Here is a 23,705-nt window from a genome sequence, read left to right on the forward strand (position 1 = left end):
GTGACCCAGCGCAGACCTGCAGCGGGGCTGAGCGCCCGATGACCGTCGTGCTCGGCGCGGACCTGGGCACGAGCGGGCTCAAGCTCGCCGCACTGGACCTCGACGGGGCGGTGGTCGCGGAGAGCGAGGTCGGCTACCCGGTCGCGCGTCCGCAGCCGGGCTGGGCGCAGACGGAGGTCGCCGTCTGGCGGCGCGCGCTGGACGACGCCCTCACCGCGGTGGCCGCGACGCTGGGCGCCCGGCCTGTCGCGGCCCTCGGGTTCTCCGGCCAGATGCACGGTGCCGTGCTCGTGGACCGGTCCGGCGCCGCGCTCGCCCCGGCGTTGCTCTGGCCCGACCAGCGGGCGACCGCGGAGCTGTACCGCTGGCGGGAGCTCCCCGAGCGCGACCGCGCCGCGCTGGCCAACCCGCTGGCCGCCGGGATGACCGGTCCGCTGCTGGCCTGGCTCGGCGTGCACCACCCGGAGCTGGTGGCCCGGGCGGCGACGGTGCTGCTGCCCAAGGACGCCGTCCGGGCCGCCCTCGTGCCCGGCGCCGACCCCGCCGTCACCGATCGCAGCGACGCGTCGGCGACCCTGCTGTGGGACGTGCCCGGTGACCGCTGGTCGACCGCGGCCACCGCCGCGGCCGGCGTCGACCCGGCCCTGCTCCCCGCCGTCCGGCCGGGGTCGACCGTCGTCGGTACGGCGCGGGTGCTCGGCCGGGGAGTGCCGGTGGTGGTCGGCGGTGCCGACACGCCGCTCGCCCTGCTGGCCGCCGGCACCCGCACCGGCGTCCAGGTCAATCTCGGGTCCGGGGCCCAGGTGATCCGGCCGGGTGTGGCGCCCCGGCCGGCCGCGGAGCCCGCCGTCCACTGCTACGGCGACGCCGGGGACGGCTGGTACGCGATGGCCGCGCTGCAGAACGCGGGCACGGCCTGGGCCTGGGTCCGCGAGGTGCTGGGCCTGGACTGGCCGACGTTCGCCGCGACCCTCGCCACCACCCGGCCGGGGGCCGGGGGAGCGGTGTTCTCCCCGTTCCTGACCGGCGAGCGCGGTGGGGTGGCCGGGCCGACCGACCGTGGTGGCTGGACGGGGCTGTCGGCCGACACCACCCGGGCAGACCTCGCCCGCGCGGCGCTGGAGGGCGTGGCGTGCGCCGTGGCGGCGGCGCTGGACCTGCTCGGGCCGGGCGCCGATGGGCCGGTCGTGCTCACCGGTGGGGGAGCGCGGGACGCCGGGGTGCAGCAGCTGCTCGCCGACGTGCTCGCCCGACCGGTCCAGCACGTGCAGGTCCGGAGCGCATCGGCGGCCGGCGCCGCGGTGCTGGCCGCCCGCGGGGTGGGACTGGACCTGGTGCCCGCACGGGCGGCCGGGCCGGTCGTCGAGCCGGGGCGGGCGGCGGAGTCCGGCGCCGTCCGCGCACGCTGGGCAGCCGCCCGGGGCTGATGCCGGCCCGTCGCGCGGAACGTCGGTGCTGCTGGCACCGTTGACGTCGACGAGCGGCCCGACCGGGAACCGCAGGAGAGCAAGGGGGTGGGCGCACCATGGCGTCGCTGATGAACAAGGTCATGCAGCTCGCGAACAGCCCGAAGGGCAAGCAGGTCCTCCGCCAGGCGGCGGACAAGGCCCAGCAGCTGGCCAACGACCCGAAGACCCGGGCGAAGTTCGACAAGGTCGCGAACAGCCCGAAGGGCAGGCAGGTGATCCGTCAGGCGACGGACAAGGCTCAGCAGCTGGCCAGCGACCCGAAGACCCTGGCGAAGCTCCAGGACGTCCGGCGCCGGGTGCAGGGCGGCCGCGGCGGCTCCGGCACGGGGCCGGGCACCTCGTCCTGACCCGTTCGACCCGTGCCGACGGCGCTCACTCCCCCCGGGGGGCGAGCGCCGTCAGCACGTCGGGGTGCAGGACGCCGTTGCTGGCCACGGCGCTGCCGCCGGCCGGCCCGGCGTTGCCGGCCAGGTCGCTGAACGCGCCGCCGGCCTCGCGCACGATCACGTCGAGGGCGGCCAGGTCCCACAGCGAGACCTCCGGCTCGCAGGCGACGTCGACGGCGCCCTCGGCGACCATCATGTAGCTCCAGAAGTCGCCGTAGGCCCTGGTGCGCCAGACCGAGCGGGTCAGGTCCAGGAACGGCTCCAGCCGGTCCTGCTCCTCCCAGCCGGAGAGGCTGGAGTAGGACAGGCTCGCGTCGGCGAGCGCGCCCACCTGGGAGACCGTGCAGCGCGTGGCGTTCTCCAGCCGGCGTCCGGTCCAGGCGCCGGTGCCCGCCGCTGCCCACCAGCGGCGGTTGAGCGCGGGTGCGGAGACCAGGCCGACCACCGGCAGGTCGCCGTCGAGCAGGGCGACGAGGGTCGCCCACACCGGGACGCCGCGGACGAAGTTCTTGGTGCCGTCGATCGGGTCGATGACCCAGCGCCGGTCGCCGCGGCCGGTGCTGCCGAACTCCTCGCCGAGCACGGCGTCCCGGGTGCGCGCGCGGGCCAGCGTGCTGCGCAGCTGCTCCTCGACCGCGCGGTCGGCGTCGGTGACCGGGGTGAGGTCGGGCTTGGTGTCCACCCGCAGGTCCTGCGCCCGGAACCGGTCCAGGCTGATCGCGTCCGCCTGATCGGCCAGTACGTGCGCCAGGCGCATGTCCTCGTTGTATCCCCGCTGACCAGCCGTCATGGCCCGAACCTAGCGGGCGGGCCCGTCCGGGCCCGCCCGGAGCCTGGCGACGTGCTGGAGCGGCCCCTTCTCAGGGGCCCGCGCCGAGCGTGGTGATGAACTGGAACGGCCCCTTCTCAGGGGCCCGCCCCGAGCTCGCGAGGGGTGGGGGGAGAAGGGGTCCTTCTAGTCGAAGACGGCCTTGCTGACCGCTGCCGGGGTGTCGTACTCCTGGTCGTCGATCCCCTTGAGGGCGTCGATGACCTCCGCGCTGCCCCCTTGGGACTCCGCGTGCTTCACCACGTCGTCCTTCTTGGCCGGGTAGTCGATGCCGGACAGGGCCTTCTGGATGTCGATCGGGCTCACCATGGGCCCCCGGGTACCCGCAGCCGTGCCGGCGATGCACGGATACCGTCGGGGAGTGGAGGCCGGGACCATCGTCGGGTTGTTGGCCGATCCGGCGCGGCTGAAGGTCGTGGCCGCCCTGGCGCTCGGCGCGGGGACCCTCACCGACGTCGCCGAGGCGTCGGGGCTGCCCCTGAAGGACGTCGCGCTGGCCGCACGGCGGCTGTCCCGGGCCGGCCTGGTGCACCGCGACGGTCACCTGCTCGCGCTGCACACCGAGCGGTTCGGGGAGGCGGCCCGGGCAGCGGCCGCCACCGCCCCGCCCGTGCCGCGGCTGTCCGACGACCCGGGTGCGGACGCCGTGCTGCGCGCGTTCGTCCGGGACGGCAGGCTGGTCTCCGTCCCCGCGCAGCACAGCAAGCGCCGGGTCGTGCTCGAGCACCTCGTGCACGTGTTCGAGCCGGGCGTCCGCTACCCGGAGCGGGAGGTCAACGCACTCCTGGCCGCCTGGCACCCGGATGTGGCCGCGCTCCGCCGATACCTGGTGGACGAGGCGCTGTTGACCCGGGAGTCGGGCGTCTACTGGCGCAGCGGCGGTTACGTGGAGGTGTGACGGTGCAACGGCAGGTGTTCGCGTTTTCGGGGGTCATCGAGCCGCAGCCGGGGGAGCGGGGCAACCGCCCGCTCCTGGAGCACGTACTGGCGCTGGGGGCCGCCCGCCGGACGAGCGGTGGGCCGGTGCGGCTGTGCTACGTCCCGACGGCGGTGGGCGATGACCCGGCGGCGGTCTCGGCGTACCAGCGGGTGTTCGGTGGCCGGGACGACGTCGTCCTGAGCGTGCTGCGGTTGTTCCCGCAGCCGAGCGTCCCCGACGTGCGCGGTCACCTGCTCACCCAGGACGTCGTGCTCGTCGAGGGCGGCAGCGTGGTGAACCTGATGGCCGTCTGGCGGGCACACGGCCTGCCGGCGGTGCTGCGCGCGTGCTGGGAGGCCGGGGTGGTGCTCGCCGGCCCGAGCGCGGGCAGCCTGTGCTGGCACGTGGGTGGGCCCACCGACTCGTGGTCCGACCGGCTCGACCCGTTCACCGAGGGCCTGGCGCTGGTGCCGTTCAGCAACGGGGTGCACGACGACCTGACCGCCCAGCCGCGCCGGGAGACCTATCGCCGGCTGGTGGCCGCCGGGGCCCTCCCCGCCGGCTACGCGACCGAGGACGGCGTGGGCCTGCACTACCGGGGCACCGACCTGGCGGAGGCGGTCACGGTGCGGCCCGGCGCCCGCGCGTACCGCGTCGACCCCGACGACCGCGGCGGCTGGACCGAGCGCGCGATCACCCCTCGCGAGATCTGAGAGGCCCTCCTTGCAAGCTCGGCGCGGGCCCTTCGGCCCCGTCCCGAGGCTCGTCCCGAGCTCGCGAGGGATGAGGAGGACGGGGTCCTTCCTCAGTGGCCGGGGGTGAGCTGGTCGACGGCGGTGAGCAGTCGGCGGAAGCTGCCCAGCCGCTCCCGCGCTGCGGGTGGGCCCTGGGCGGCCCAGGGGTCCAGGGCGCACTCCGGGTCCGCGGCGGTGTGCCCGCAGGCGGGCGGGCAGTCGACCGCGGCCTCGGCGAGGTCGTCGAAGGCGGCCAGCACGTCCTGCGGGGTCACGTGCGCCAGCCCGAAGGAGCGGATGCCCGGGGTGTCGATCAGGGTTCCGCCCCCGGGCAGGTCCAGCAGCACCGCCGAGGAGGACGTGTGCCTGCCCTTGCCGATCTTGCTCACGTCGCCGATGGCCCGGAAGGCGCCCGGGATCAGCCGGTTGAACAGCGTCGACTTGCCGACCCCGGACTGGCCGACCAGCACGCTCATCTGGTCCCGCAGCCGGGTCACCAGCTCATCGAGCGGCGCCTCGCGGGACATCGGGACGGCGTCGACCTCCAGTCCGGCGTACCGGTCCAGCAGTGGCTGCGGGCTGGCCAGGTCGGACTTGGTCAGCACCAGCAGTGGCGACAGCCCGCCGGCGTAGGCGGCGACCAGGCATCGGTCCAGGAAGCCGAGAGCCGGCTCGGGGTCGGCGATCGAGGTGACGACGACGAGCTGGTCGGCGTTGGCCACCACGATCCGCTCGGTGGGGTCGGTGTCGTCGGCGGTGCGGCGCAGCGAGGTGACCCGGTCGGCGATGGTCACGATCCGGGCCAGGCTGTCGGTGCGCCCCGTCGTGTCGCCCACCAGCCGCACCCGGTCACCGACGACGACGCCGTGCTTGCCCAGCTCGCGGGCGCGCATGGCGGTCACGTCGACCGGGGAGCCCTCAGGGCCCTCGACCCGCACCGTCATCCGGCCGCGGTCCACCGCGATGACCAGCCCGGGCACGGCCTCCTCGTGCGTGGGGCGGGTGCGGGTGCGGGGACGGGAGCCGTGCCGCGAGGCCCGGACGCGGACGTCGTCCTCGTCGGACCGGCTGTCCATCTTCCGGCTCACGCGGGCACCCCGGCACCCTCGCCGAGCAGGCCGGCCCAGCGTTCCCGGTAGTCCGGCAGCGTCTTGGTCACCGCGGCCGGGTCGGTGACCTCGATGCCGTCGACCGCCAGGCCGAGCACCGCCGCCGCGTGCACCATCCGGTGGTCGGCGTAGGAGTCCAGTCGCGCGGCCCGGCGCGGCCCCGGGGTGATGACCAGCCCGTCGGGCAGTTGCTCGACCCGGGCGCCGACGGCGCTGAGCACCTCGTCCAGGGCCTGCAGCCGGTCGGTCTCGTGGCCGCGCAGGTGGGCGATGCCGGTGAGCCGGGAGGGCCCGTCGGCCAGGGCGCACAGCGCGGCGAGCACCGGGGTCAGCTCACCCACCTCGCCCAGGTCGGCCTCCAGGGGGGCGATCCGGGCGCCCCCGGTCACCTGCAGCCCGTCGGGCGTGCGGGCCACCGCGGCGCCCATCGCGGTGAGCAGCTGGTCGAGCTGCGCGCCGGGCTGGGTGGTGTGGGTCGGCCAGTCGCGCACGGTCACCCGGCCGCCGGTGACCAGGGCCGCGGCCAGGAACGGGGCGGCGTTGGACAGGTCGGGCTCGACGACGCGGTCGAGGGCGGCGATCGGGCCCGGGGCGACGTGCCAGCCACCGTCGGTCCGGCGCACCTGCACCCCGTGCTCGGCGAGCGTCCGCACGGTCATCTCCACGTGCGGCAGGGACGGGAGGCTCCCGGCGAGGGTCAGCTCGATGCCGGTGTCGAAGCGGGCCGCGGCCAGCAGCAGACCGGACACCACCTGGCTGGACTCACTGGCATCGACGGTGACCGCACCGCCGCGCACCGCACCGGTGCCGTGCACGGTGAACGGGGCCCGGCCGCGGCCGTCGTCGTCGACCCGGACGCCGAGGTCGCGCAGGCCGGCGATCAGCCCGGCGTTGGGCCGGTCGCGCAGCCGGGCGTCGCCGTCGAGCCGCACCGGCCCGGTGGCCAGCGCGGCCACCGGCGGCAGGAACCGGAGCACCGTGCCGGCCAGCCCGGCGTCCACCTCGGCCGGCCCGTGCAGCGAGCCCGGGGTGACCAGCCAGTCCGCGCCGTCGGCGGCGATGCCGACCCCGAGCGCCCGCAGCCCGGCGGCCATCAGGTCGGTGTCCCGGGCGCGGAGCGGGCGCACCAGCCGGCTCGGCCCGTCGGCGATCGCAGCCAGCACGAGGGCGCGGGCGGTGATCGACTTGGACCCGGGGAGGGTCACCACGGCGTCCACCGGAGTGCGGCGGGCAGGCGTCGTCCAGACCTCGGTCATGCGCTCATCCTGCCCTGCCGACGTCCTCGGCCGGCGCCGTGACGGCGCCCCCCGGCCCCGGGCAGCTGCCCGGGGCCGGGGCGCCCGTGCGTCAGCCTCCGACGTGCTGCGCCGGCGCTGCCTGCTTCTTCGGCGGCATGGTGCGGACCAGCCGCCGGTTGGCGAACTCGAACATGCCCAGCTCGGAGAGCTCACGGCCGTAGCCCGACCGCTTCACCCCGCCGAAGGGCAGCTCCGCGGAGGAGCCCGAGGGCTGGTTGATCCAGACCATCCCGGACTCCAGCCGGTCGGCGACCGCCCGGGCGCGCTCGGTGTCGCCGCTGTAGACGGCTGCCGACAGGCCGAAGTCGCTGTCGTTGGCCAGCGCGACCGCCTCGTCGGCGTCCTTCACCCGGTAGACGACGGCCGCGGGGCCGAAGAGCTCCTCGTGGTAGGCCCGCATCTCCGGGGTGACGTCGGCCAGCAGCGTGGCCTCGACGAAGGCGCCGTCGTGCTCGGGGCGGTTGCCGCCGGCCAGCACGGTGGCCCCCTTGTCCACGGCGTCCTGGATCTGCGCGGCGAGGTCCTGCGCGGCCCGCTCGGTGGACAGCGGGCCCAGCGTCGTGGCCGGGTCGGCCGGGTCGCCGGGGGCGAAGCTGCCGAAGGCCTGCTGCAGGCCGGCGACGACGTCGTCGTAGACCTCGTCGAGCACGATGATCCGCTTCGCCGCGATGCAGGCCTGGCCGGTGTTGGCCATCCGGGCCATGGTCGCGGCCTTCACCGTGCGGCCCAGGTCAGGGGCGTCGAGCACGATGAACGGGTCGCTGCCGCCGAGCTCCAGCACCGACTTCTTGAGGTGCTTGCCGGCGAGCTGGGCCACGCTCGCCCCGGCCCGCTCGCTGCCGGTCAGCGTCACGCCCTGCACCCGCCGGTCGGCGATGACCTGCTCGACGTCGGCGATCCGCAGGAACAGGTTGGTGTAGACGCCCTCCGGGGCCCCGGCGTCCCGGAACAGCTGCTCCAGGGCCAGCGCGCACTGCGGGTTGTTCTCCGCGTGCTTGAGCAGGACGGTGTTGCCCAGGGTCAGGTTCGGGCCGACCACCCGCACCACCTGGTACAGCGGGTAGTTCCACGGCTCGATCGCCAGCAGGACGCCGATCGGCTCGTTGAGCACCTCGGCCTCGCCGCCGCCCATCACGTCGATCGGCTTCGGCGCCAGGAACCGCGGGCCGTTGGTGGCGTAGTAGTCCAGGATGCTGGCGGCCAGCTGGACCTCACCGGCGGCCTCCTGGATCCGCTTGCCCATCTCCCGGGTGATCAGGGCGGCGAACTCGTCCTGCCGCTCGCGCATCAGCTCGGCGGCCCGTCCGACGACGGCGGCGCGCTCCTCCACCGACCGGCGGCGCCAGTCGCCGAAGGCGGTGTGGGCCTGCTCGACGACGCCGTCGATGGCGTCGGTCTCCAGGAAGGGGAACTCCTTCTCCGTCTTCCCGGTGTAGGGGTTCACCGTCGCGTACGGGCGTGCGCCTGCGTCGCTGGCGGTCTTCGGCTGCTCTGTCGAGGGAGCCTGGGTGGTCGTCACGTGTTGTGCCCTCCGTCGTGCTTCGTCGCGGTGCGTCGGGTCTGTGTCCCCGTCCTACCCCTCTTCTGCCAGGTGACGCACGGCGGGCCGTCGGTGGGCGCACCTAGGCTCGGTGAGGTCGTCGTCCGGGAGGAGCCCCGCATGTGTGGTCGCTACGCCGCCAGTCGCCGTCCGGAGGACCTGGCACTGGAGTTCGAGGCCGTCCCGGTCGAGGGCCAGGCGCCGCTGCCGGCCGACCACAACGTCGCCCCCACCAAGGACGTGTACGTGGTGCGGCACAAGAAGGAGCGCGACGCCGAGGGCGCGCTCACCGGCGGCGGGCACCGCGAGCTCCGGGCCGTGCGCTGGGGCCTGGTGCCCTCCTGGGCCAAGGACGTCTCCGTCGGCAACCGGATGCTCAACGCCCGGGTCGAGTCGCTGGCCGAGAAGCCCGCGTTCCGCACCGCCGCGGCGAGCCGGCGCTGCCTGGTCCCGGCCGACGGCTGGTACGAGTGGGCGCCCCGCCACGACCGCCCCGGCAAGCAGCCGTTCTACGTCACCCCGGAGGACGGCTCCGGGCTCGCCTTCGCCGGGCTCTGGGAGGTGTGGGGTCGAGGTGAGGACCGGCTGTACACCTGCACCGTGGTCACCGCCCCCGCGGTCGGCGCGCTCACCGAGGTGCACCACCGGATGCCGCTGGTGCTGCCGCCGGACCGCTGGGCGGAGTGGCTGGACCCGGCCCGCGAGGACGTCACCGAGCTGGCCGGCCCGACGCCGCCGGAGTACGTCGAGCGCCTGGAGATCCGCCCGGTCGGCGCGGCCGTGGGCAACGTGGCCAACAACGGGCCGCAGCTGACCGCACGGGCGGAGTCGGTCAGCGAGCCCGCCGACCAGCCCGCCCTGTTCTGACCGTCCCCCGATCCCCGAGGTGAGCCCGCTGGACCCCGCCCCCTCCACCCCGTCGACGACCCCGTCGACCACCACGGAGACGACGACCCCTGGTTCGCGGGCGCTGCCCGACTGGATCGCCGCCGGCGTCACCTTCCTGTCCTCCGGGGCGGTGCTCGTGCTCGAGGTCGTCGGCCTGCGGCTGATTGCGCCGTACGTCGGGATCACCGTGCAGACCAGCACCGCGGTCATCGGGTTCGCGCTGGCCGCGATCGCCGTCGGCGCCTGGGCCGGGGGCGCCGCCGCCGACCGCACCGACCCGCGGCGGCTGATCGCCCCGCTGATGGTGGCCGGCGGTGCCCTGATCGTGGCGGTGCTGCCCCTGGTCCGGTTCGCCGGTGCGCTGTTCACCGGTGCCGCGGCCGGGAACGTGCTGCTGCTGGCCGCGCTGGCCGTCGTCGTCCCGGCCGCGCTGCTGTCCGCCGTCCCGCCGATGATCGTCGCGCTGCAGCTGGGCAGCCTGGCGCAGACCGGCTCGGTCGTCGGCCGGCTGTCGGGCATCGGCACCATCGGCGGCATCGTGGCGACGTTCTCCACCGGCTTCCTGCTGATCGCGGTGCTGCCCAGCAGCGTGATCCTGGTCGGCACCGGGCTGCTCGTCGTCCTGGTCGGGGTGGCCCTCGCGGTGCTGCTGCGCCGCCGCACCCCGGGGGTGACCGGCCGGTTGCCCGTCGGGCTGCTGGCCCTGGCCGTGGCCGCCCCGGTGCTGGCCGCGGTGGCGCCGACGCCCTGCGAACGGGAGACCGCCTACCACTGCGCCCGGGTGGTGGCCGACCCCGAGCGCGACACCGGGCGGGTGCTGCTGCTGGACACCCTGCGGCACTCCTACGTCGACCTCGAGGACCCGACGTACCTGGAGTTCGAGTACGTCCAGGCCATCGCCTCGGTCACCGACGCGCTGGCCCCGGCGGGCGAACCGCTGTCGGCGCTGCACGTCGGTGGCGGGGGGCTGACCCTGCCGCGCTACCTGGCCGAGGTGCGGCCGGGCACGCTGAGCCGGGTGCTCGAGGTCGACCCCGGCGTCGTCGCGATCGACGAGCAGGAGCTGGGGCTGGAGACCTCCGACCTGCTCGAGGTGCGGGTCGGTGACGGCCGGGTCGGGCTGGAGGCGGAGGAAGCCGGGGAACGGGACCTCGTCGTCGGTGACGCCTTCGGTGGGTTGTCGGTGCCGTGGCAGCTGACCACCGTGGAGGCGCTGCGCCTGGTCGACGAGGCGCTGGCCGAGGACGGCGTCTACGCGGTCAACCTGATCGACAACCCGCCGCTGTCCTTCCTGCGGGCGGAGCTGGCGACCGTGCAGCAGGTGTTCGACCACGTGCTGCTGCTGGCCCGGGCGCCGGTGCTGGCCGGGGAGGACGGCGGGAACGTGGTCGCGGTCGCCTCGCAGCGTCCGCTGCCGTCGGCGGAGATCGAAGCCGCACTGGCCGAGCGGGGGCTCGCCTGGCAGGTGGCCGAGGGGCCCGAGCTCGACCGGTTCATCGGGGACGCCGACGTCCTCACCGACGACTTCGCGCCGGTCGACCAGCTGCTCACCCCCTACGGCTGACCCTCCCCGGCCTCGTGCAGGGGCCCGCGGCGCGCGTGCGAGCCGCGGGGGCGCGGAGGTCCGTCAGCCGAGACGGGCGATGGCGGCGGTCCGGGCCCGGGTCAGCCGCACCAGGTCCGCCGGGGACAGCTCCACCTGGAGCCCGCGGCGTCCGGCGCTGACCAGCACCGTCGGGAAGGTCAGCGCGCTGTCGTCCACCACGGTCGGCAGCGCCTTCCGCTGACCCAGCGGGCTGATCCCACCCCGCACGTAGCCGCTGCTCCGCTCGGCGTCGGCCGGGTCGGCCATGGTGGCCTTCCGTCCGCCCGCGGCGGCGGCCAGTGCCTTGAGGTCCAGCTGGCCGCTGACCGGTACGACGGCGACGGTGAGCGCCCCGTCGACCCGGGCGACCAGGGTCTTGAACACCTGGGCCGGATCGGCGCCCAGGGCGGCCACCGCCACCTCGCCGTAACCGTGTCCGTCGGCACCGTCGGACGGGTCGTACTCGTGCAGGGAGTAGTCGGCCCGCGCCTGGTCCAGGGTCCGCACCGCCGGTGTCGCCGCCACGGCGCAGCAGCCTAGAACCCACCCACCGATGCTGGGAGCGGTTTCCCCGATGACCGTCCCCGGTGGGGAATCGAGCCCGGGTGCGTGCCGTTGCACCGACCGTGAGCAGCACAGTCCCGGGCGCCCCGGCGCGCATCGCGCGCGGATCCGCGCCCGCCCGCCGTCCCCCCGGCCGCCCCGGCCGCACCCGGCTAGGATCGAGCGACGTGGTCGCCCGCTCCCGGGCGCCGCAGAGAGGACGGTCGGTGCCCGAGGAGCCCGCGAGCGACAGCCCCGTCATCGAGACGGCGAAGCCCGATGAGACGCCGGAGGCGCGCGCCGACGGCAGTCGTGCCGAGCTCGCCGAGACCCGGGCCCAGCGCGACGCCCGCTTCGAGCGCGACGCCCTGCCCTACCTGGACCAGCTCTACCCGGCGGCGCTGCGGATGACCCGCAACCCCGCCGACGCCGAGGACCTGGTGCAGGAGACGTTCGTCAAGGCGTACTCCGCCTTCCACCAGTTCGCCGAGGGCACCAACCTCAAGGCGTGGCTGTACCGGATCCTGACGAACACCTACATCAACAGCTACCGCAAGAAGCAGCGCCAGCCGCAGCAGTACCCCACCGAGCAGGTGCAGGACTGGCAGCTCTACGCCGCGGAGGAGCACACCTCCAGCGGCCTGCGCTCCGCCGAGATGGAGGCGTTGGACCACCTGCCCGACACCGACATCAAGGAAGCGCTGCAGCAGCTGCCGGAGGACTTCCGGCTCGCGGTCTACCTCGCCGACGTCGAGGGGTTCGCGTACAAGGAGATCGCCGAGATCATGGGCACGCCCATCGGCACGGTGATGTCCCGCCTGCACCGCGGTCGACGCGGTCTGCAGAAGCTGTTGGCCGACTACGCCCGGGAACGCGGCTTCGTCGCGGCCGGAGCTGCTGAGGAGGCGACCCGCTCATGAGCACCGACGCTCACGACGGCGCCCGGCACGACCTCCACGGTGACGACGTCACCTCCTGTGACGACGTCCTCTCCCACGTCTTCGAGTTCCTCGACCACGAGACCGACGACGCCCGGCGGGCGGTGATCGCCGAGCACCTCGAGGACTGTTCGCCCTGTCTGCGCCAGTTCGGCATCGAGCAGGAGTTCAAGGCGCTGGTACGTCGCCGCTGCGGCGGTGACCCCACGCCGATGGGCCTGCGCGACCGGATCAAGGTGCAGCTGACGACCGTCTCGTTCGAGGAGGACGGCACCCAGGTGCGCGTCGAGAAGGCCAGCATCGAGACGACGACCTTCGAGACGACGAGCGTCCAGACCGGCCAGCTGCCGGGGGAGCGCCCCACCGCCTAGGGCGGCGCGGCGCTCCCCCCGCCGTCAGGCGTTGGGGCGCTTGCCGTGGTTGGCGCCGCTCTTCTTGCGGGCGCGCCGCTTGCGTCCACGCTTGGACATCGCTGCCCCTCCTCTCTGTGCTCCACCCGGGCGGGACGCCCGGCTGCTGATCGGTCCCGGCGCGGGATGCAGAGCACCCCGGTACCGGCCAAGCTGACCCTGCAAGGCTCTCACGGGTGGGCCCGGCACCGTGCGCTGGTGCGCGGTCGGGACCAGCGGTGGCACGGGCCATCGGCAGGAGGCCGGCGCAGCCGGTGAGCGCAGGACGCCGGCGCAGCCGGGAAGAGGAGACGACGTGGTCCAGGCAGTCGACAGCGTGCTCGTGGCCGGCCGGGGGCCGATGGCCTGTGCGGTGATCCGAGCGTGCGGCCGGCTGGGCGTGAAGGCCGTGGCCGTGTACTCGGAGACGGAACGCGACGCCCGGCACGTCCGGATGGCCGACGAGTCCGTGCTGCTGGGGCCGGCACCGGCAGCGGAGTCCTACCTGGACGTGCGCCGGCTGGTGGAGGCCGCTCGCCGCACGCGGGTCGACGCGGTGCTGCCCGTCCCCCCGGCCCTCGCCGGGAACGCGCGGCTGGCCGCCGCGGTGGCCGACGCCGGGCTGGGCTGGATCGGGCCGGAGGCCGGGGTGCTCGAGCGGCTCGGCGGTGACGGCGTCGAGCCGGCCAGTGAGCGCGGCTTCCTGGCCTGGGTGAGCGCCGACGGGCTGCACCACGTCACCCCGGTGCTGCGTGACCGCGCCGGCGGCACCCCGCGGGTCTCCTGGACGCCGCCCGACGGGCTGGGATCACTGCCCGCGGCCGCCCGGCGGCTCCCCGAGCTCGGCTGGCGCGGACTGGTCACGGTGGGCATCGACCCCGGCGGGGAGCTGGCCGAGGTGGCGGCGGGCTTCTCCCTGGACATCGCCGTGCTCGAGCGGGCACACGGGCTGGACGCCGTCGCCCTCGCGCTGGGCAGGGTGTCCGGCGCGCCCGCGGGCGGGGCATCGGACGCCGCCGAGGGGCCGCCGTACGCCGGGCTCGCCGTCCAGCTGCGGTCGACGCTGCCTCCGGGCACGGCGGGTCGGGTCACCGGCCGGCTGCCCGACGTCGTGGTCGCTGACCGGCGGGCGGGCGGGGACGCCGAGCTGGTCGCGGTGAGCGGCTACGACGCGGGTGACCGGCTCGACGGCTGGTACGACGCACTGCTGGCCACGGTGAGTGCCGCTGGCCCCGATGCGGCGAGCGCCGCGCGGGCGGCGACGGAGCTCCTCGCCGGTCTCCCGGAGACCGGCGTCCCGCACGACGGTGCGGCCGTCTGCGGTGTGCTGCAGCGCATCGCCGGTGCGCTGGTCCCCGACGGCACCTGACCGGTGCTCGGCGCGGTGCGGTTCCGGCCCGCACCCGTGCTTTCATGAGCACACCGTCGGCTCAGGCGGGTCGTTGCAGGTCAGGGAAGAGGGGGCGCCGGTGGCGGTCGAGGAGATCCACGCCGAGATGGTCTCCAGCGTGTGGAAGGTGCTCGTGGCCCCCGGTGCGGAGGTCGCCGCCGGTGACACGCTGGTCATCCTCGAGTCGATGAAGATGGAGATCCCGGTGCTCAGTGAGCGCGCCGGCACGATCGGCGAGCTGCACGTGGTCGAGGGCGAGGTGCTCCAGGAGGGCGACCTGATCGCCACCGTCGTCCCGGCGTAGCGCCCTCTCCCGGACGACGACGGGGCGCGTCAGGTCAGGTCGAGGGAGTAGACCCGGAGGTCGACGCCGGGCACCGGCGCCCAGTCCCGCTCCGGCAGCCGGGTGAAACCGAACTGGGCGTAGAGCCGGTGCGCTGTGGCCATCCGCTCGCCCGTGGACAGCACCATCCGTCGTTTGCCGGCGGCCCGGGCCCGGTCCAGGCAGGCGCGCACGAGCGCCGCCCCGATGCCCTGGCCGCGCGCTCCGGGGTCGACCGCCAGCATCCGGAACGCCGCCTCGTCCGGGGACTCGACGACCTCGCCGAAGTCCCCGGACAGCACCAGCGCCACGCTGCCGACGATGCGCCCGTCGTGGTCGCGGGCCACGAGCAGCTCCGCGCGGTCCGCCCGCCCCGCCACGTCGGCCAGCTGGGGCAGGTACTGGGCCGGTGCGAGGTCCTCGGCTGCGTAGGCGGCCACGGTGAGCTCGGCGATGCGGGCGTGGTCCGCGGGCCCGGCCGGGCCGACGACGGGTGCGGGGACGGTCACCGGAGCAGGGTAGACAGAGGACCCTGTCCCGCTCCTCCCTCGCAAGCTCGGATGAGCCTCCGGACAGGGCCGTAGGCTCCGCTCACGATGAGCAGCCTGTCCGAACGTCTCACCCGTGGCTCGGCCAGCCCGTCCCAGGTCGACCACGCGCGCCGGCTGGTGGCCGACTGGCAGCTGCTGGCCGACCTCTCCTTCGCCGACCTCACGCTGTGGGTGCCGCTGCAGACCGGGGCCTGGTGGTGCGTGGCCCAGGTGCGCCCGCTGACGGCGCCCACGAGCCAGCCGGAGGACCTGGTGGGCAGTGAGGCCACCGGGGCGGACGCCGAGCCGCTGGTGCGTGCGCAGCGGGAGGGGCGGCCGATCACCGAGGGCGAGCCCGACTGGTCGGGGGCGAGCCCCCGCCGCCGGGAGGTCATCCCCGTCCGGCACGACGGTGCGGTGGTCGCGGTGCTGGCCAAGGACACCAACCTGGCGGCGACCCGGTCGCCGTCGACCCTGGAGCTCACCTACCTCGACATCGCCGCGGACCTCTCGTTGATGGTGGCGGCCGGCACCTTCCCGCCGCGGATGCTGGACGACGCGGAGATGAGCCCGCGAGTGGGTGACGGGCTGGTCCGGCTGGACGGCACCGGTCACGCGGTCTACGCCAGCCCGAACGCCCTGTCAGCCTACCGGCGGATGGGGGTGACCGGCGACGTCGTCGGGTCCGACCTGGGCGAGGTGACCCGGCAGGTGTCGGGGGACCGGGTGGCCGGTGAGGCCGTGGCGGCGAGCATCGCCGCAGCGGTGGCCGGCCGGTTCCCCGAGCCGATGGACGTGGAGAACGACGCGGCCACCATGCTGGTGCGTGCCCTGCCGCTGCAGGCCCCCGGCGGTGAGGAGGGCGCGCTCGTGCTGGTCCGCGACGTCACGGACGTGCGCCGCCGGGACCGCGCGCTGATGACCAAGGACGCCACCATCCGGGAGATCCACCACCGGGTGAAGAACAACCTGCAGACCGTGGCCGCGCTGCTGCGGCTGCAGGCCCGGCGGATGACCGAGCCGGCGGCCCGGGCGGCGCTGGAGGAGTCGGTGCGCCGGGTGGCCTCGATCGCGGTGGTCCACGAGACGCTGGCCGGCAGTCGGGACGACGTCGTCGAGGTCGACGACGTCCTCGACCAGGTGCTGCCGATGCTCGGTGACGTGACGTCGGTGGGGCCGGCCGCCCGGATCACCCGGGAGGGCGCGATCGGGGAGCTGCCCGCGGCGTGTGCGACGCCGTTGGTGATGGCGGTGACCGAGCTGCTGCACAACGCGGCCGAGCACGCGTTCGACGAGGGCGAGCCGGGGACGATCGTGCTCGCTGCCGAGCGGACCGGCGACGACCTGGTGGTCCGGGTCCGCGACGACGGGCGCGGGCTGCCGCCGGGCTTCGACCCGGCGGCCAGCACCGGGCTCGGGCTGCAGATCGTGCGGACGCTGGTGACCAGCGAGCTGCACGGGACGCTGGAGATGGGACCGCCGGCGGACGGCGGCTCGGGTACTGAGGCGGTGCTCAGCCTCCCGGGCGCCGGGCGCCCCCGCCGCTGAACGACAGCAGGGACCGCTCCGGTCACGGAGCGGTCCCTGCTGTTCGGCCCCGTCCGGAGGCTCACCCTGAGCGTGCGAAGGGTGAGGGGGACGGGGTCCTTCCTCAGGCGGTGCGGACCCGGGTGCGCGCGGTACGGCGCTTCAGGGCACGGCGCTCGTCCTCGGACAACCCGCCCCAGACCCCGGAGTCCTGGCCCGAGCTCAGCGCCCAGTCCAGACAGGACTCGACGACCGGGCAACGGCCGCACACAGCCTTGGCCTGCTCGATCTGGACGACTGCCGGGCCCGTCGTCCCGATCGGGAAGAAGAGCTCCGGGTCTTCGTCCCGGCAGAGCGCGCGGTGGCGCCAGTCCATGGCGGTGTACTCCTCGATCTCGTCAGGGTGTCCGGTCGTCGGTCCGGAGACCGCCCCCGCAGGTCCGTGCGCTGATGTCAGCACGAAGAACGACGACCGCCTGCTGTGTTACCAGCAGGTTGCTTGCTTGTGATGCTTTCACGAGTAGACGCACTGTCAAGCAGTTCGCCGGGCGTCGGCGGGGCTCGTGAGCAACCTCACCACGCCCGGCGGGGCCTCGCCACTTCGTCCTACCTCACCCGGCGCGTCCCTGCATCACGCAGCGGGGGCTCATGACCGAGCGCTCGGTCACACGACGACGCGCAGCGCGTCCGGGACCGACCGCACGCGGAGCCCGGTGGTGGTGCCCAGGTGGTCACCGTCGAGCTGCCACCCCTGCGGTCGGGCCGACGTCAGGGTCAGTTCCCCGAGGTCGTGCCAGCGGTGCACCCCGCGGCCCCGGGCGTCCGGCCGGGCGGCCATGGTCTGGCGCACGTGGTGCAGCATCCGCACCACGCCGACGCGGCCCATCGCGAAGAGGTCCAGACCGGTGTCGAAGGACGCCTCGGGGCTCGGGTCGATGGGCCGGGCCCCCAGGTAGGTCCACGGGCTGACGTTGGAGACCAGGGCGAGGAACAGCCCGTCGACGGGGGGCGCGCCGGGCAGCTGGAGGGTCATCGGCGGACGACGGCGGTCGCGGCCCAGCACGAAGGCGTTGACCCCGGCCCCGATGTAGAGGCTGCCGGTGGACCGCCGTCCCCGGGCGCGCTGGGCCTCGACCCGGGAGATGACGTCGGCGTCGAAGCCCATGCCCGCGGCGAAGACGAACCAGCGGGGGGTGGTCCAGCCCTCCGTCGTCCCCTCCCCGCCGGTGCGGGCCTCCGCGGTGCCGAGGGACACCAGGCGGGTGCGGCCGGCGCGCAGCGAGTCGAGGATCTCCCCGGTCGCCTCCACCGGGTCGCGGGAGCGGCCGAGCGCGCGGGCGAAGACGTTGGTCGAGCCGCCCGGCACGACGGCCAGCATCGGCCCGTCGGGCGCCGGCCCGGCGGCGAGCAGACCGTTGGCTGCCTCGTTGACCGTGCCGTCGCCCCCCAGGGTCACGACGAGGTCGACCCCGTCCGCGGCGGCCCGGGCGGCGAGCTCCCGGGCATGACCGCGGTGGGCGGTCTCGGCCAGCTCGACGTCCAGCTGGCTGGACAGCGCCCGGACCAGCACGTCGCGGACCTTGCGGGTGGTGGTCGTGGCCGCCGGGTTCGCCACCAGCAGCGCACGCATGCCGCCCAACATATCCAGCGGCTGCGGGCCGGCCGTGCGGCACGTCCGGTGCGGCGGCTCGCGCGGTGCCCGCGGGTAACCTCGACGGCGTGTCAGGTCAGGACGGACAGACCCCGGGCCGCCGTCGGCCGAGGGCGCAGGGCCTGCTCGGGAGGTCGGCGCAGCCGACCGCACCGCGCCCGCAGCGGGAGCGCCAGGCGGCGCCGACCGCCGTCCGGCGGGCCGCCCTGGTGGTCGCCGTGGAGGCGCTCGCGCTGACGGTCCTCGCGCTCGTGCTGCTGGTGCTGACGCTGACCGGCTCGCCGGACAGCGTGGGCCGCGCGCTGGCCGAGGTGGTCTACGTCGGGCTGGGGGCGGGGCTGCTCGCTGCCGCCGCGGTCGGGCTGTGGCGGGTGTCCGGCTGGGCCCGCGGCCCGGTCATCGTGCTGCAGATCCTGCTGGGCCTGCTCGGCTACAACGCGGCCTTCGAGGCGCAGCAGCCGCTGCTGGGCCTGCCGGTGCTGGCCCTGGTGGCGACCGAGCTCTGGCTGCTGGCCACCCCCGAGGCGCGGCTGGCCTTCTTCGAACGCTGACGGAGGCCCCGCCGGCCTGGGGGTGGGTTCGGACTAGATGAGCTCGATGACCTCGGCGATCGAGGGCAGCACCCGGCTGGGCCGGAAGGGGAAACGGCTGACGTCCTCGGCGCGGGTCGAGCCGGTGAGCACCAGGATCGTGTCCAGCCCCGCCTCGATGCCGGCGACGACGTCGGTGTCCATCCGGTCACCGATCATCGTGGTGGACTCCGAGTGCGCCTCGATGCGGTTCATCGCGCTGCGGAACATCATCGGGTTGGGCTTGCCGACGAAGTAGGGCTCCGCCCCGGTGGCCTTGGTGATCATCGCCGCCACCGAGCCGGTCGCGGGCAACGGGCCCTCGGGGGAGGGGCCGGTGACGTCGGGGTTGGTGGCGATGAACCGGGCTCCGGCGCCGACCAGCCGGACCGCTTGGGTGATCGCCTCGAAGGAGTAGGTGCGGGTCTCCCCGAGGACGACGTAGTCCGGGTCGGTGTCGGTCATCGTGTACCCCGCCTCGTGCAGCGCGGTGGTCAGGCCGGCCTCACCGATGACGTAGGCCGAGCCGCCGGGCAGCTGGGAGGCCAGGAAGTCCGCCGTGGCCAGGGCCGAGGTCCAGATCGCCTCCTCCGGCACCTCCAGGCCGCTGCGGGAGAGCCGGGCGGAGAGGTCGCGCGGGGTGAAGATCGAGTTGTTGGTCAGCACCAGAAACCGGCGGTTGCGCTCGACCAGCCGGGCCAGGAAGTCGGCCGCGCCGGGCAGCGCCTTCCCCTCGTGCACCAGCACGCCGTCCATGTCGGTCAGCCAGCACTCGGACTCGCCGCGTTCGGTGGTCACGCCGTTCTCCTGTCGGTCGGGTGGGTCAGCGACGGTCGGCCGCGAACCGGGTCAGGGCGTCATCGGTGAGCCGGAAGACCGTCCACCCGTCCATCGGCATCGCACCGGCGGCTCTGTAGAAGTCGATGGACGGGGTGTTCCAGTCCAGGACGGACCACTCCAGCCGGGCGAAGCCGCGCGCCACGCACTCGTCGGCCAGCGTCCGGAGCAGTTCACGGCCGAGCCCCGTACCGCGGTGCGCGGGGGAGACGTAGAGGTCCTCGAGGTACAGCCCGTGGGTGCCACGCCAGGTGGAGAAGTTGAGGAACCACAAGGCGAAGCCGGCGATCTCGGCGTCGTCGCCCGCACCGGTCAGGGCCACGTGCCCGAACAGCGCCGGTGACTCCCCGAACAGCGCGGCGTGCAGCTGGTCGGCGGTCATCCGGGCCTCGTGCTCGGACTCCTCGTAGGCGGCGAGCTCACGGACCAGCCGCAGCACGGTCGGGACGTCGTCCGGCCGGACCCGGCGCACGCTCAGGACAGCACCTCCTTCACCCGTGCCGGGACGAGCCGGCCCAGCGGGGACAGCACCGGCATCACGAGCGGGGAGAGGAGGTAGCTGTAGGCGACCACGAGGCAGGTCACGGTCGGCACGGTGATCAGGCCGACGACGACCAGGACGACGGCGATGACCAGCCCGTAGGGCTTGCCGCTCTTCGGGCTGACCAGGGACCGGAACGAGCGGTAGCGGACGTTGCTGATCATCAGCAGCCCGGGGACGACGACCACCAGCAGCACCCACAGCCGGTCGCGGCCCTGCATCGCGTCGGCGAAGGCGAACACGCTGGCCAGCACCACCCCGGCCGCGCCGGGGCTGGGCAGGCCGGTGAAGAAGCGCTTGTCCGCCGTCGGGTCGATCGTGGTGTTGAAGCGGGCGAGCCGGATGGCCGCGCAGGCCACCCAGAGGAAGCAGACCACCCAGCCCAGGGCGTCGAGTTCGTCCCGGCCGTCGGAGAAGAGGGCGAAGGCGAGCAGGGCCGGGGCGAGGCCGAAGGAGACCAGGTCGGCCAGTGAGTCGAACTGCAGGCCGAACGGTGAGACGGCGCCGACCAGCCGGGCGACCGCGCCGTCGGCGATGTCGAACACGACCGAGAGCGCGATCAGCAGACAGGCCAGCCGGTACTCGCCGCGGAACGCGACCAGGATGGCGCCGAAGCCGCACATCATGTTGGCGAGGGTGAACAGGCTGGGCAGCCACGAGCGAGCCCGCCGGCGCCCGCCGCGCACCGAACCACGGACGAACTCGACGGTGGTGGTGCGCCTCCCTGGCATCCGCCGGCTCCTCAGCTGGGCTGGGACCAGCGGGCGATGACGGTCTCCCCGCCCCGCACCCGCTGCCCCTTCGTGACGGTGACGGTGCACTCGGGTGGCACGAAGACGTCCATCCGGGACCCGAACTTCATCAACCCGATCCGATCGCCGGTGGCCACTTCCTGCCCGGGCACCACACGGGTGACGATCCGCCGGGCGAGCACGCCGACGATCTGCCGGAAGACGACCGTGCGGTCGCCGTCGCGCACCCACAGCTCGCTGCGCTCGTTGCGGTGCGCGCTCTCCGCACGATAGGCGGCCAGGAAGCTGCCCGGCGTGTACGTGGACGTGGTGATCCGGCCGCCGTAGGGGGCGCGGTTCACGTGCACGTCGACGACGGACAGGAAGACGCTGACCTGCTGCCAGTCGCCCTCGGGGGCCACGCCCGGCTGTGGGTCACCGGCGACCATGACGACGCCGTCGGCCGGGGAGAGCACGTCCTCGGGCGACGGTGGGACCGAGTCGCTCCGCCGGTCGGGGTCGCGGAAGAAGACGGCCATGTACGCCGACAGGGCGAGGAGGGGCCACGCCAGGACGCGGGCCCAGCGGAGACCGCTGCCCCGACCCAGGACGGTGGAGACCGCCGCAGAGGCCAGGGGAACGGCGAGGAAGGGCCAGCCGGCCCGGTCGATGCGCATCGCAGACCGAGGCTACCGGGACCGGGCCCGAACGCCTGCCGTCGGCCGCGTCGCGGCGGGCACGACGCCAGGCGGTTCACCCGGAGGCGAGCAGGTCGCTGGCCCCGGACCGGCTGTCTCGTTCCCTCGGCGGGCCTCCGTACCAGTCGAGGCAGACGACGGAGGCGTCGTCCCGGAGCACGCCACCGGTGGCGCGCAGGACCGCCTGGCCGAGCTCGTGCACGACCTCGCGCGGGTGCAGTGCCGCCGTGGCGGCCAGTGCGGCCGCCACGTCGAGGGAGGCCGCGTTGCGCTCCTGCATCCCGTCGGTCACGAAGACGACCCGGTCGCCGGGCTCCAGGGGGAAGCGCTGCAGGCGGTACTCGGTGCCGGCCTGGACGCCGAAGGGCAGGTCGATGGCCAGCTCGACCTCCTCGACGCGGCCGTCGCGGAGCCGGAGCGGGAAGGGGTGCCCGGCGTTCACGATCTGGGCCTCCTGGGTGTGCAGGTCGACCCGCATGACCTGACCGGTGACGAACTCGCCGGGCGCCGAGTGCGCGGTCACGGCGTCGTTGGCGTTGCCGGTCTGGTCGCCGAGGCTGAGCCCGCGGCGCCGCTCGTTGCGCAGGCTGCCGACCAGCAGCGTGGCCAGCAGGGCGGCGCCGACCTCGTGTCCGACCGCGTCGCTCACTGAGACGTGGAGGGAGTCCCGGTCCAGCGTGTAGTCGAAGGTGTCCCCGCCCACGGTGGCGGCCGGCTCCAGCCACCCGGCCAGGGTGAACTGCCCGGCCTCGCAGGTGAACGCGTTGGGCAGCAGCCGGCGCTGGATCTCCGCGGCGAGGGAGAAGGGCGTCGTGCGCTGCCCCCACTCGAAGAGGTCGGTGTGCCGCCGGTTGGCGATGATCACGTACGCGAGGGCGTGGCCGGCCGCGGAGATGTCGGCGAGCTCCTGCTCCTCGGGGGGCTCGGGCAGCACCAGTTCCAGCACGCCGATGGCGTCGCCGCGGTCGGTGACCGGGACGATCACGGAGGCGCCGTGGTCGCCGGTCTGCACGACCGCCTGCTGGGTGCGCAGGACCTGGTCGTGCACCGTGCCCGCCAGCCGGAGGGTCTCGGCGTGCTCGAGGCCCCGGACGCGGGAGCCCTCCGGCGCGTGGGTCGCCGTCCCGAGCCGGACCAGGGCGTGCCCGCTGAAGTCGGCGATCAGGAAGGACACCTCGGTGGCGCCGGACAGGGCGGCGAGCTCTGCGGTGACGGCGGTGACCGCGTCGATCGGCGGGGCTGCCTCCACCCGCTCGAGCAGCGAGCGCAGGTCGAAACGGGGGCTCACGAGTGTGTTGGCCTCCTGGTTCGGGGGAGCTGCCAACCCGGACCGGCGACAGGTACGACACTGCCGGGCCACCCCGGAGGGTGACCCGGCAGTCCGGCCCCGTCCAGAGCCTCGCCCCCAGCTCGCGAGGGGTGAGGAGGACGGGGTCCTTGATCAGGCAGCGGCCTTGGTCTCCCAGAAGATCTTGTCGATCTCGGCGATGTAGTCGAGCAGCTTCTGGCCCTCGGCCGGGTCCATGCTGCCCTTGCCGCCGGCGGCACCGGCCTGCTTGGTCGCCTTGTTGAACAGCTCGTGCAGCTGCGGGTACTTCTCGAAGTGCGGGGGCTTGAAGTAGTCGGTCCACAGCACCCACAGGTGGTGCTTGACCAGCTCGGCCCGCTGCTCCTTGATGAGGATGGCCCGGGTACGGAAGACCGGGTCCTCGTTGCCCTGGTACTTCTCCTGGATGCCCTTGACGCTCTCGGCCTCGATACGGGCCTGGGCCGGGTCGTAGACGCCGCAGGGGAGGTCGCAGTGCGCGGTGGCCTCCACGGCGGAGAACATGCGGAACAGACGCATGGGTGTGCCTCCGGGTTCGCGGGGATGGGTCTTCTGCGACCCTACCCGCGGTGATCAGCGAGAACACGTCGAGCAGCAGCGGTCCGGGGAGCCTCCCCGGGCTGCCGACCCGTTGGGTGCTGGCCCGGGTCGCCGGGCCGTCGATGGCCCCGACCGTGCGGCACGGGGACCGGCTGCTGGTCCGCCGGCTGCCTCCCGGAGCGCCCGTGCGGCCCGGCACCGTCGTCCTCGCCCGCTTCCCGGCCCGGCCGGAGCTGCTGGTGGTCAAGCGGGTGCGCCGGCGGGTGCCCGGCGGGCACTGGGTGGAGGGGGACAACTCCCTGGTCACCGACGACTCCCGGGCCTTCGGGACGGCGGTCGTCGTCGGGCGGGTGGTGGCCCGGCTGTGGCCCCGGCCGGGGCGGCTGCCCGTGGCGCCGCCCGGCTGACCGCCCGG

29 protein-coding genes are annotated in these 23,705 nt (G+C 74.6%); 13 read left to right on the plus strand and 16 right to left on the minus strand.

Features of this window, described 5'->3' with window-relative positions; genetic code table 11:
* Positions 1–38 precede the first annotated feature (38 nt).
* Together O2W15_RS13545 and O2W15_RS13550 are read left to right on the plus strand one after the other, a co-directional pair.
* Positions 39–1,427: an FGGY family carbohydrate kinase gene (locus O2W15_RS13545; RefSeq protein ID WP_269179791.1), complete on the plus strand. Its 1,389-nt coding sequence runs from the start codon at positions 39–41 to the stop codon at positions 1,425–1,427.
* 98 nt (positions 1,428–1,525) lie between these two features.
* Positions 1,526–1,816: a hypothetical protein gene (locus tag O2W15_RS13550; RefSeq protein ID WP_269179792.1), complete on the plus strand. Its 291-nt coding sequence runs from the start codon at positions 1,526–1,528 to the stop codon at positions 1,814–1,816.
* A 25-nt stretch (positions 1,817–1,841) separates the two neighbouring features.
* Here O2W15_RS13550 and hisN read toward each other — a convergent pair whose 3' ends face one another.
* Together hisN and O2W15_RS13560 are read right to left on the minus strand one after the other, a co-directional pair.
* Positions 1,842–2,645: a histidinol-phosphatase gene (hisN, locus tag O2W15_RS13555; protein ID WP_036340275.1), complete on the minus strand. Its 804-nt coding sequence runs from the start codon at positions 2,643–2,645 to the stop codon at positions 1,842–1,844.
* A 165-nt stretch (positions 2,646–2,810) separates the two neighbouring features.
* Positions 2,811–2,993, minus strand: a complete 183-nt coding sequence (locus tag O2W15_RS13560) for a DUF2795 domain-containing protein (protein WP_036340272.1) — start codon at positions 2,991–2,993, stop codon at positions 2,811–2,813.
* 52 nt (positions 2,994–3,045) lie between these two features.
* Here O2W15_RS13560 and O2W15_RS13565 point away from each other — a divergent pair, with 52 nt between their 5' ends.
* Both O2W15_RS13565 and O2W15_RS13570 read left to right on the plus strand, forming a co-directional pair.
* Positions 3,046–3,582, plus strand: coding sequence for a DUF2087 domain-containing protein (locus O2W15_RS13565; protein WP_269164643.1), 537 nt, complete (start codon positions 3,046–3,048; stop codon positions 3,580–3,582).
* A 2-nt stretch (positions 3,583–3,584) separates the two neighbouring features.
* On the plus strand, positions 3,585–4,316 hold the full coding sequence (locus O2W15_RS13570; RefSeq protein ID WP_269179793.1) for a peptidase E: 732 nt from the start codon (positions 3,585–3,587) through the stop codon (positions 4,314–4,316).
* 92 nt (positions 4,317–4,408) lie between these two features.
* On the opposite strand, the gene rsgA is transcribed toward O2W15_RS13570, so the two are convergent.
* The 3 genes from rsgA to O2W15_RS13585 form a co-directional block, all read right to left on the minus strand.
* Positions 4,409–5,425 carry a ribosome small subunit-dependent GTPase A gene (rsgA, locus tag O2W15_RS13575; protein WP_269179794.1) on the minus strand — a complete coding sequence of 339 codons (1,017 nt, stop codon included), beginning with the start codon at positions 5,423–5,425 and terminating at the stop codon, positions 4,409–4,411.
* Positions 5,422–6,702, minus strand: a complete 1,281-nt coding sequence (aroA, locus tag O2W15_RS13580) for a 3-phosphoshikimate 1-carboxyvinyltransferase (protein ID WP_269179795.1) — start codon at positions 6,700–6,702, stop codon at positions 5,422–5,424. The genes rsgA and aroA overlap by 4 nt, the downstream gene beginning before the upstream one ends.
* A 91-nt stretch (positions 6,703–6,793) precedes the next feature.
* Entirely contained in the window at positions 6,794–8,263 is a 1,470-nt protein-coding gene (locus O2W15_RS13585) for an NAD-dependent succinate-semialdehyde dehydrogenase (RefSeq protein ID WP_269179796.1), read from the minus strand.
* Between the two features lie 141 nt (positions 8,264–8,404).
* Here O2W15_RS13585 and O2W15_RS13590 point away from each other — a divergent pair, with 141 nt between their 5' ends.
* A complete protein-coding gene (locus O2W15_RS13590; protein ID WP_269164648.1) occupies positions 8,405–9,151 on the plus strand; it encodes an SOS response-associated peptidase in 747 nt (248 codons plus the stop codon).
* A 19-nt stretch (positions 9,152–9,170) separates the two neighbouring features.
* Positions 9,171–10,736 carry a fused MFS/spermidine synthase gene (locus O2W15_RS13595; RefSeq protein ID WP_269179797.1) on the plus strand — a complete coding sequence of 522 codons (1,566 nt, stop codon included), beginning with the start codon at positions 9,171–9,173 and terminating at the stop codon, positions 10,734–10,736.
* Positions 10,737–10,799: 63 nt separating this feature from the next.
* On the opposite strand, the gene ybaK is transcribed toward O2W15_RS13595, so the two are convergent.
* Positions 10,800–11,282, minus strand: coding sequence for a Cys-tRNA(Pro) deacylase (ybaK, locus tag O2W15_RS13600; RefSeq protein WP_269164650.1), 483 nt, complete (start codon positions 11,280–11,282; stop codon positions 10,800–10,802).
* Between the two features lie 245 nt (positions 11,283–11,527).
* Here ybaK and O2W15_RS13605 point away from each other — a divergent pair, with 245 nt between their 5' ends.
* A complete protein-coding gene (locus tag O2W15_RS13605; RefSeq protein WP_269164651.1) occupies positions 11,528–12,220 on the plus strand; it encodes a sigma-70 family RNA polymerase sigma factor in 693 nt (230 codons plus the stop codon).
* On the plus strand, positions 12,217–12,609 hold the full coding sequence (gene rsrA / locus O2W15_RS13610) for a mycothiol system anti-sigma-R factor (RefSeq protein ID WP_269164652.1): 393 nt from the start codon (positions 12,217–12,219) through the stop codon (positions 12,607–12,609). Before O2W15_RS13605 ends, rsrA begins: the two co-directional genes overlap by 4 nt.
* Before the next feature lie 24 nt (positions 12,610–12,633).
* Here the strand turns inward: rsrA and O2W15_RS24065 are convergent, their stop codons facing one another.
* A complete protein-coding gene (locus O2W15_RS24065) occupies positions 12,634–12,708 on the minus strand; it encodes a 50S ribosomal protein bL37 (protein WP_014742531.1) in 75 nt (24 codons plus the stop codon).
* Positions 12,709–12,943: 235 nt separating this feature from the next.
* On the opposite strand from O2W15_RS24065, the gene O2W15_RS13615 reads away from it, so the two are divergent.
* Both O2W15_RS13615 and O2W15_RS13620 read left to right on the plus strand, forming a co-directional pair.
* On the plus strand, positions 12,944–13,996 hold the full coding sequence (locus tag O2W15_RS13615) for a biotin carboxylase N-terminal domain-containing protein (RefSeq protein WP_269179798.1): 1,053 nt from the start codon (positions 12,944–12,946) through the stop codon (positions 13,994–13,996).
* A 100-nt stretch (positions 13,997–14,096) separates the two neighbouring features.
* Positions 14,097–14,321 carry a biotin/lipoyl-binding carrier protein gene (locus O2W15_RS13620; protein WP_081975602.1) on the plus strand — a complete coding sequence of 75 codons (225 nt, stop codon included), beginning with the start codon at positions 14,097–14,099 and terminating at the stop codon, positions 14,319–14,321.
* 29 nt (positions 14,322–14,350) lie between these two features.
* On the opposite strand, the gene O2W15_RS13625 is transcribed toward O2W15_RS13620, so the two are convergent.
* Positions 14,351–14,848 carry a GNAT family N-acetyltransferase gene (locus O2W15_RS13625; protein ID WP_269179799.1) on the minus strand — a complete coding sequence of 166 codons (498 nt, stop codon included), beginning with the start codon at positions 14,846–14,848 and terminating at the stop codon, positions 14,351–14,353.
* 87 nt (positions 14,849–14,935) lie between these two features.
* Between O2W15_RS13625 and O2W15_RS13630 the strand changes: the two genes are divergently transcribed.
* Complete coding sequence (locus tag O2W15_RS13630) at positions 14,936–16,417, plus strand: sensor histidine kinase (protein WP_269164655.1); 1,482 nt, start codon at positions 14,936–14,938, stop codon at positions 16,415–16,417.
* A gap of 103 nt (positions 16,418–16,520) precedes the next feature.
* Here O2W15_RS13630 and O2W15_RS13635 read toward each other — a convergent pair whose 3' ends face one another.
* Both O2W15_RS13635 and O2W15_RS13640 read right to left on the minus strand, forming a co-directional pair.
* Entirely contained in the window at positions 16,521–16,772 is a 252-nt protein-coding gene (locus tag O2W15_RS13635; protein WP_036340246.1) for a WhiB family transcriptional regulator, read from the minus strand.
* Positions 16,773–17,060: 288 nt separating this feature from the next.
* Positions 17,061–18,026 (minus strand): diacylglycerol/lipid kinase family protein, encoded by a 966-nt coding sequence (locus O2W15_RS13640; RefSeq protein ID WP_269164656.1) that lies wholly within the window; start codon positions 18,024–18,026, stop codon positions 17,061–17,063.
* A gap of 89 nt (positions 18,027–18,115) precedes the next feature.
* On the opposite strand from O2W15_RS13640, the gene O2W15_RS13645 reads away from it, so the two are divergent.
* Positions 18,116–18,598, plus strand: coding sequence for a hypothetical protein (locus O2W15_RS13645; RefSeq protein WP_269179800.1), 483 nt, complete (start codon positions 18,116–18,118; stop codon positions 18,596–18,598).
* 33 nt (positions 18,599–18,631) lie between these two features.
* On the opposite strand, the gene O2W15_RS13650 is transcribed toward O2W15_RS13645, so the two are convergent.
* From O2W15_RS13650 to sodN, 6 genes are all read right to left on the minus strand, one after another.
* A complete protein-coding gene (locus O2W15_RS13650; protein ID WP_269164658.1) occupies positions 18,632–19,414 on the minus strand; it encodes an HAD-IIA family hydrolase in 783 nt (260 codons plus the stop codon).
* Between the two features lie 25 nt (positions 19,415–19,439).
* Entirely contained in the window at positions 19,440–19,925 is a 486-nt protein-coding gene (locus O2W15_RS13655; protein WP_269179801.1) for a GNAT family N-acetyltransferase, read from the minus strand.
* A gap of 2 nt (positions 19,926–19,927) precedes the next feature.
* The gene (gene pssA / locus O2W15_RS13660; protein WP_269179802.1) at positions 19,928–20,725 is read right to left on the minus strand and encodes a CDP-diacylglycerol--serine O-phosphatidyltransferase; all 798 of its coding nucleotides are present in this window, start codon (positions 20,723–20,725) and stop codon (positions 19,928–19,930) included.
* Between the two features lie 11 nt (positions 20,726–20,736).
* Complete coding sequence (locus O2W15_RS13665) at positions 20,737–21,402, minus strand: phosphatidylserine decarboxylase (protein WP_269179803.1); 666 nt, start codon at positions 21,400–21,402, stop codon at positions 20,737–20,739.
* A 76-nt stretch (positions 21,403–21,478) separates the two neighbouring features.
* Positions 21,479–22,711 (minus strand): PP2C family protein-serine/threonine phosphatase, encoded by a 1,233-nt coding sequence (locus O2W15_RS13670; RefSeq protein ID WP_269179804.1) that lies wholly within the window; start codon positions 22,709–22,711, stop codon positions 21,479–21,481.
* A 153-nt stretch (positions 22,712–22,864) separates the two neighbouring features.
* Complete coding sequence (sodN, locus tag O2W15_RS13675; protein WP_269164662.1) at positions 22,865–23,269, minus strand: superoxide dismutase, Ni; 405 nt, start codon at positions 23,267–23,269, stop codon at positions 22,865–22,867.
* Positions 23,270–23,319: 50 nt separating this feature from the next.
* On the opposite strand from sodN, the gene O2W15_RS13680 reads away from it, so the two are divergent.
* Positions 23,320–23,697 (plus strand): S24 family peptidase, encoded by a 378-nt coding sequence (locus O2W15_RS13680; protein WP_269179805.1) that lies wholly within the window; start codon positions 23,320–23,322, stop codon positions 23,695–23,697.
* The last annotated feature ends 8 nt before the right edge of the window (positions 23,698–23,705 follow it).

Source organism: Modestobacter sp. VKM Ac-2979, from assembly GCF_026967995.1.
GTDB lineage: Bacteria > Actinomycetota > Actinomycetes > Mycobacteriales > Geodermatophilaceae > Modestobacter.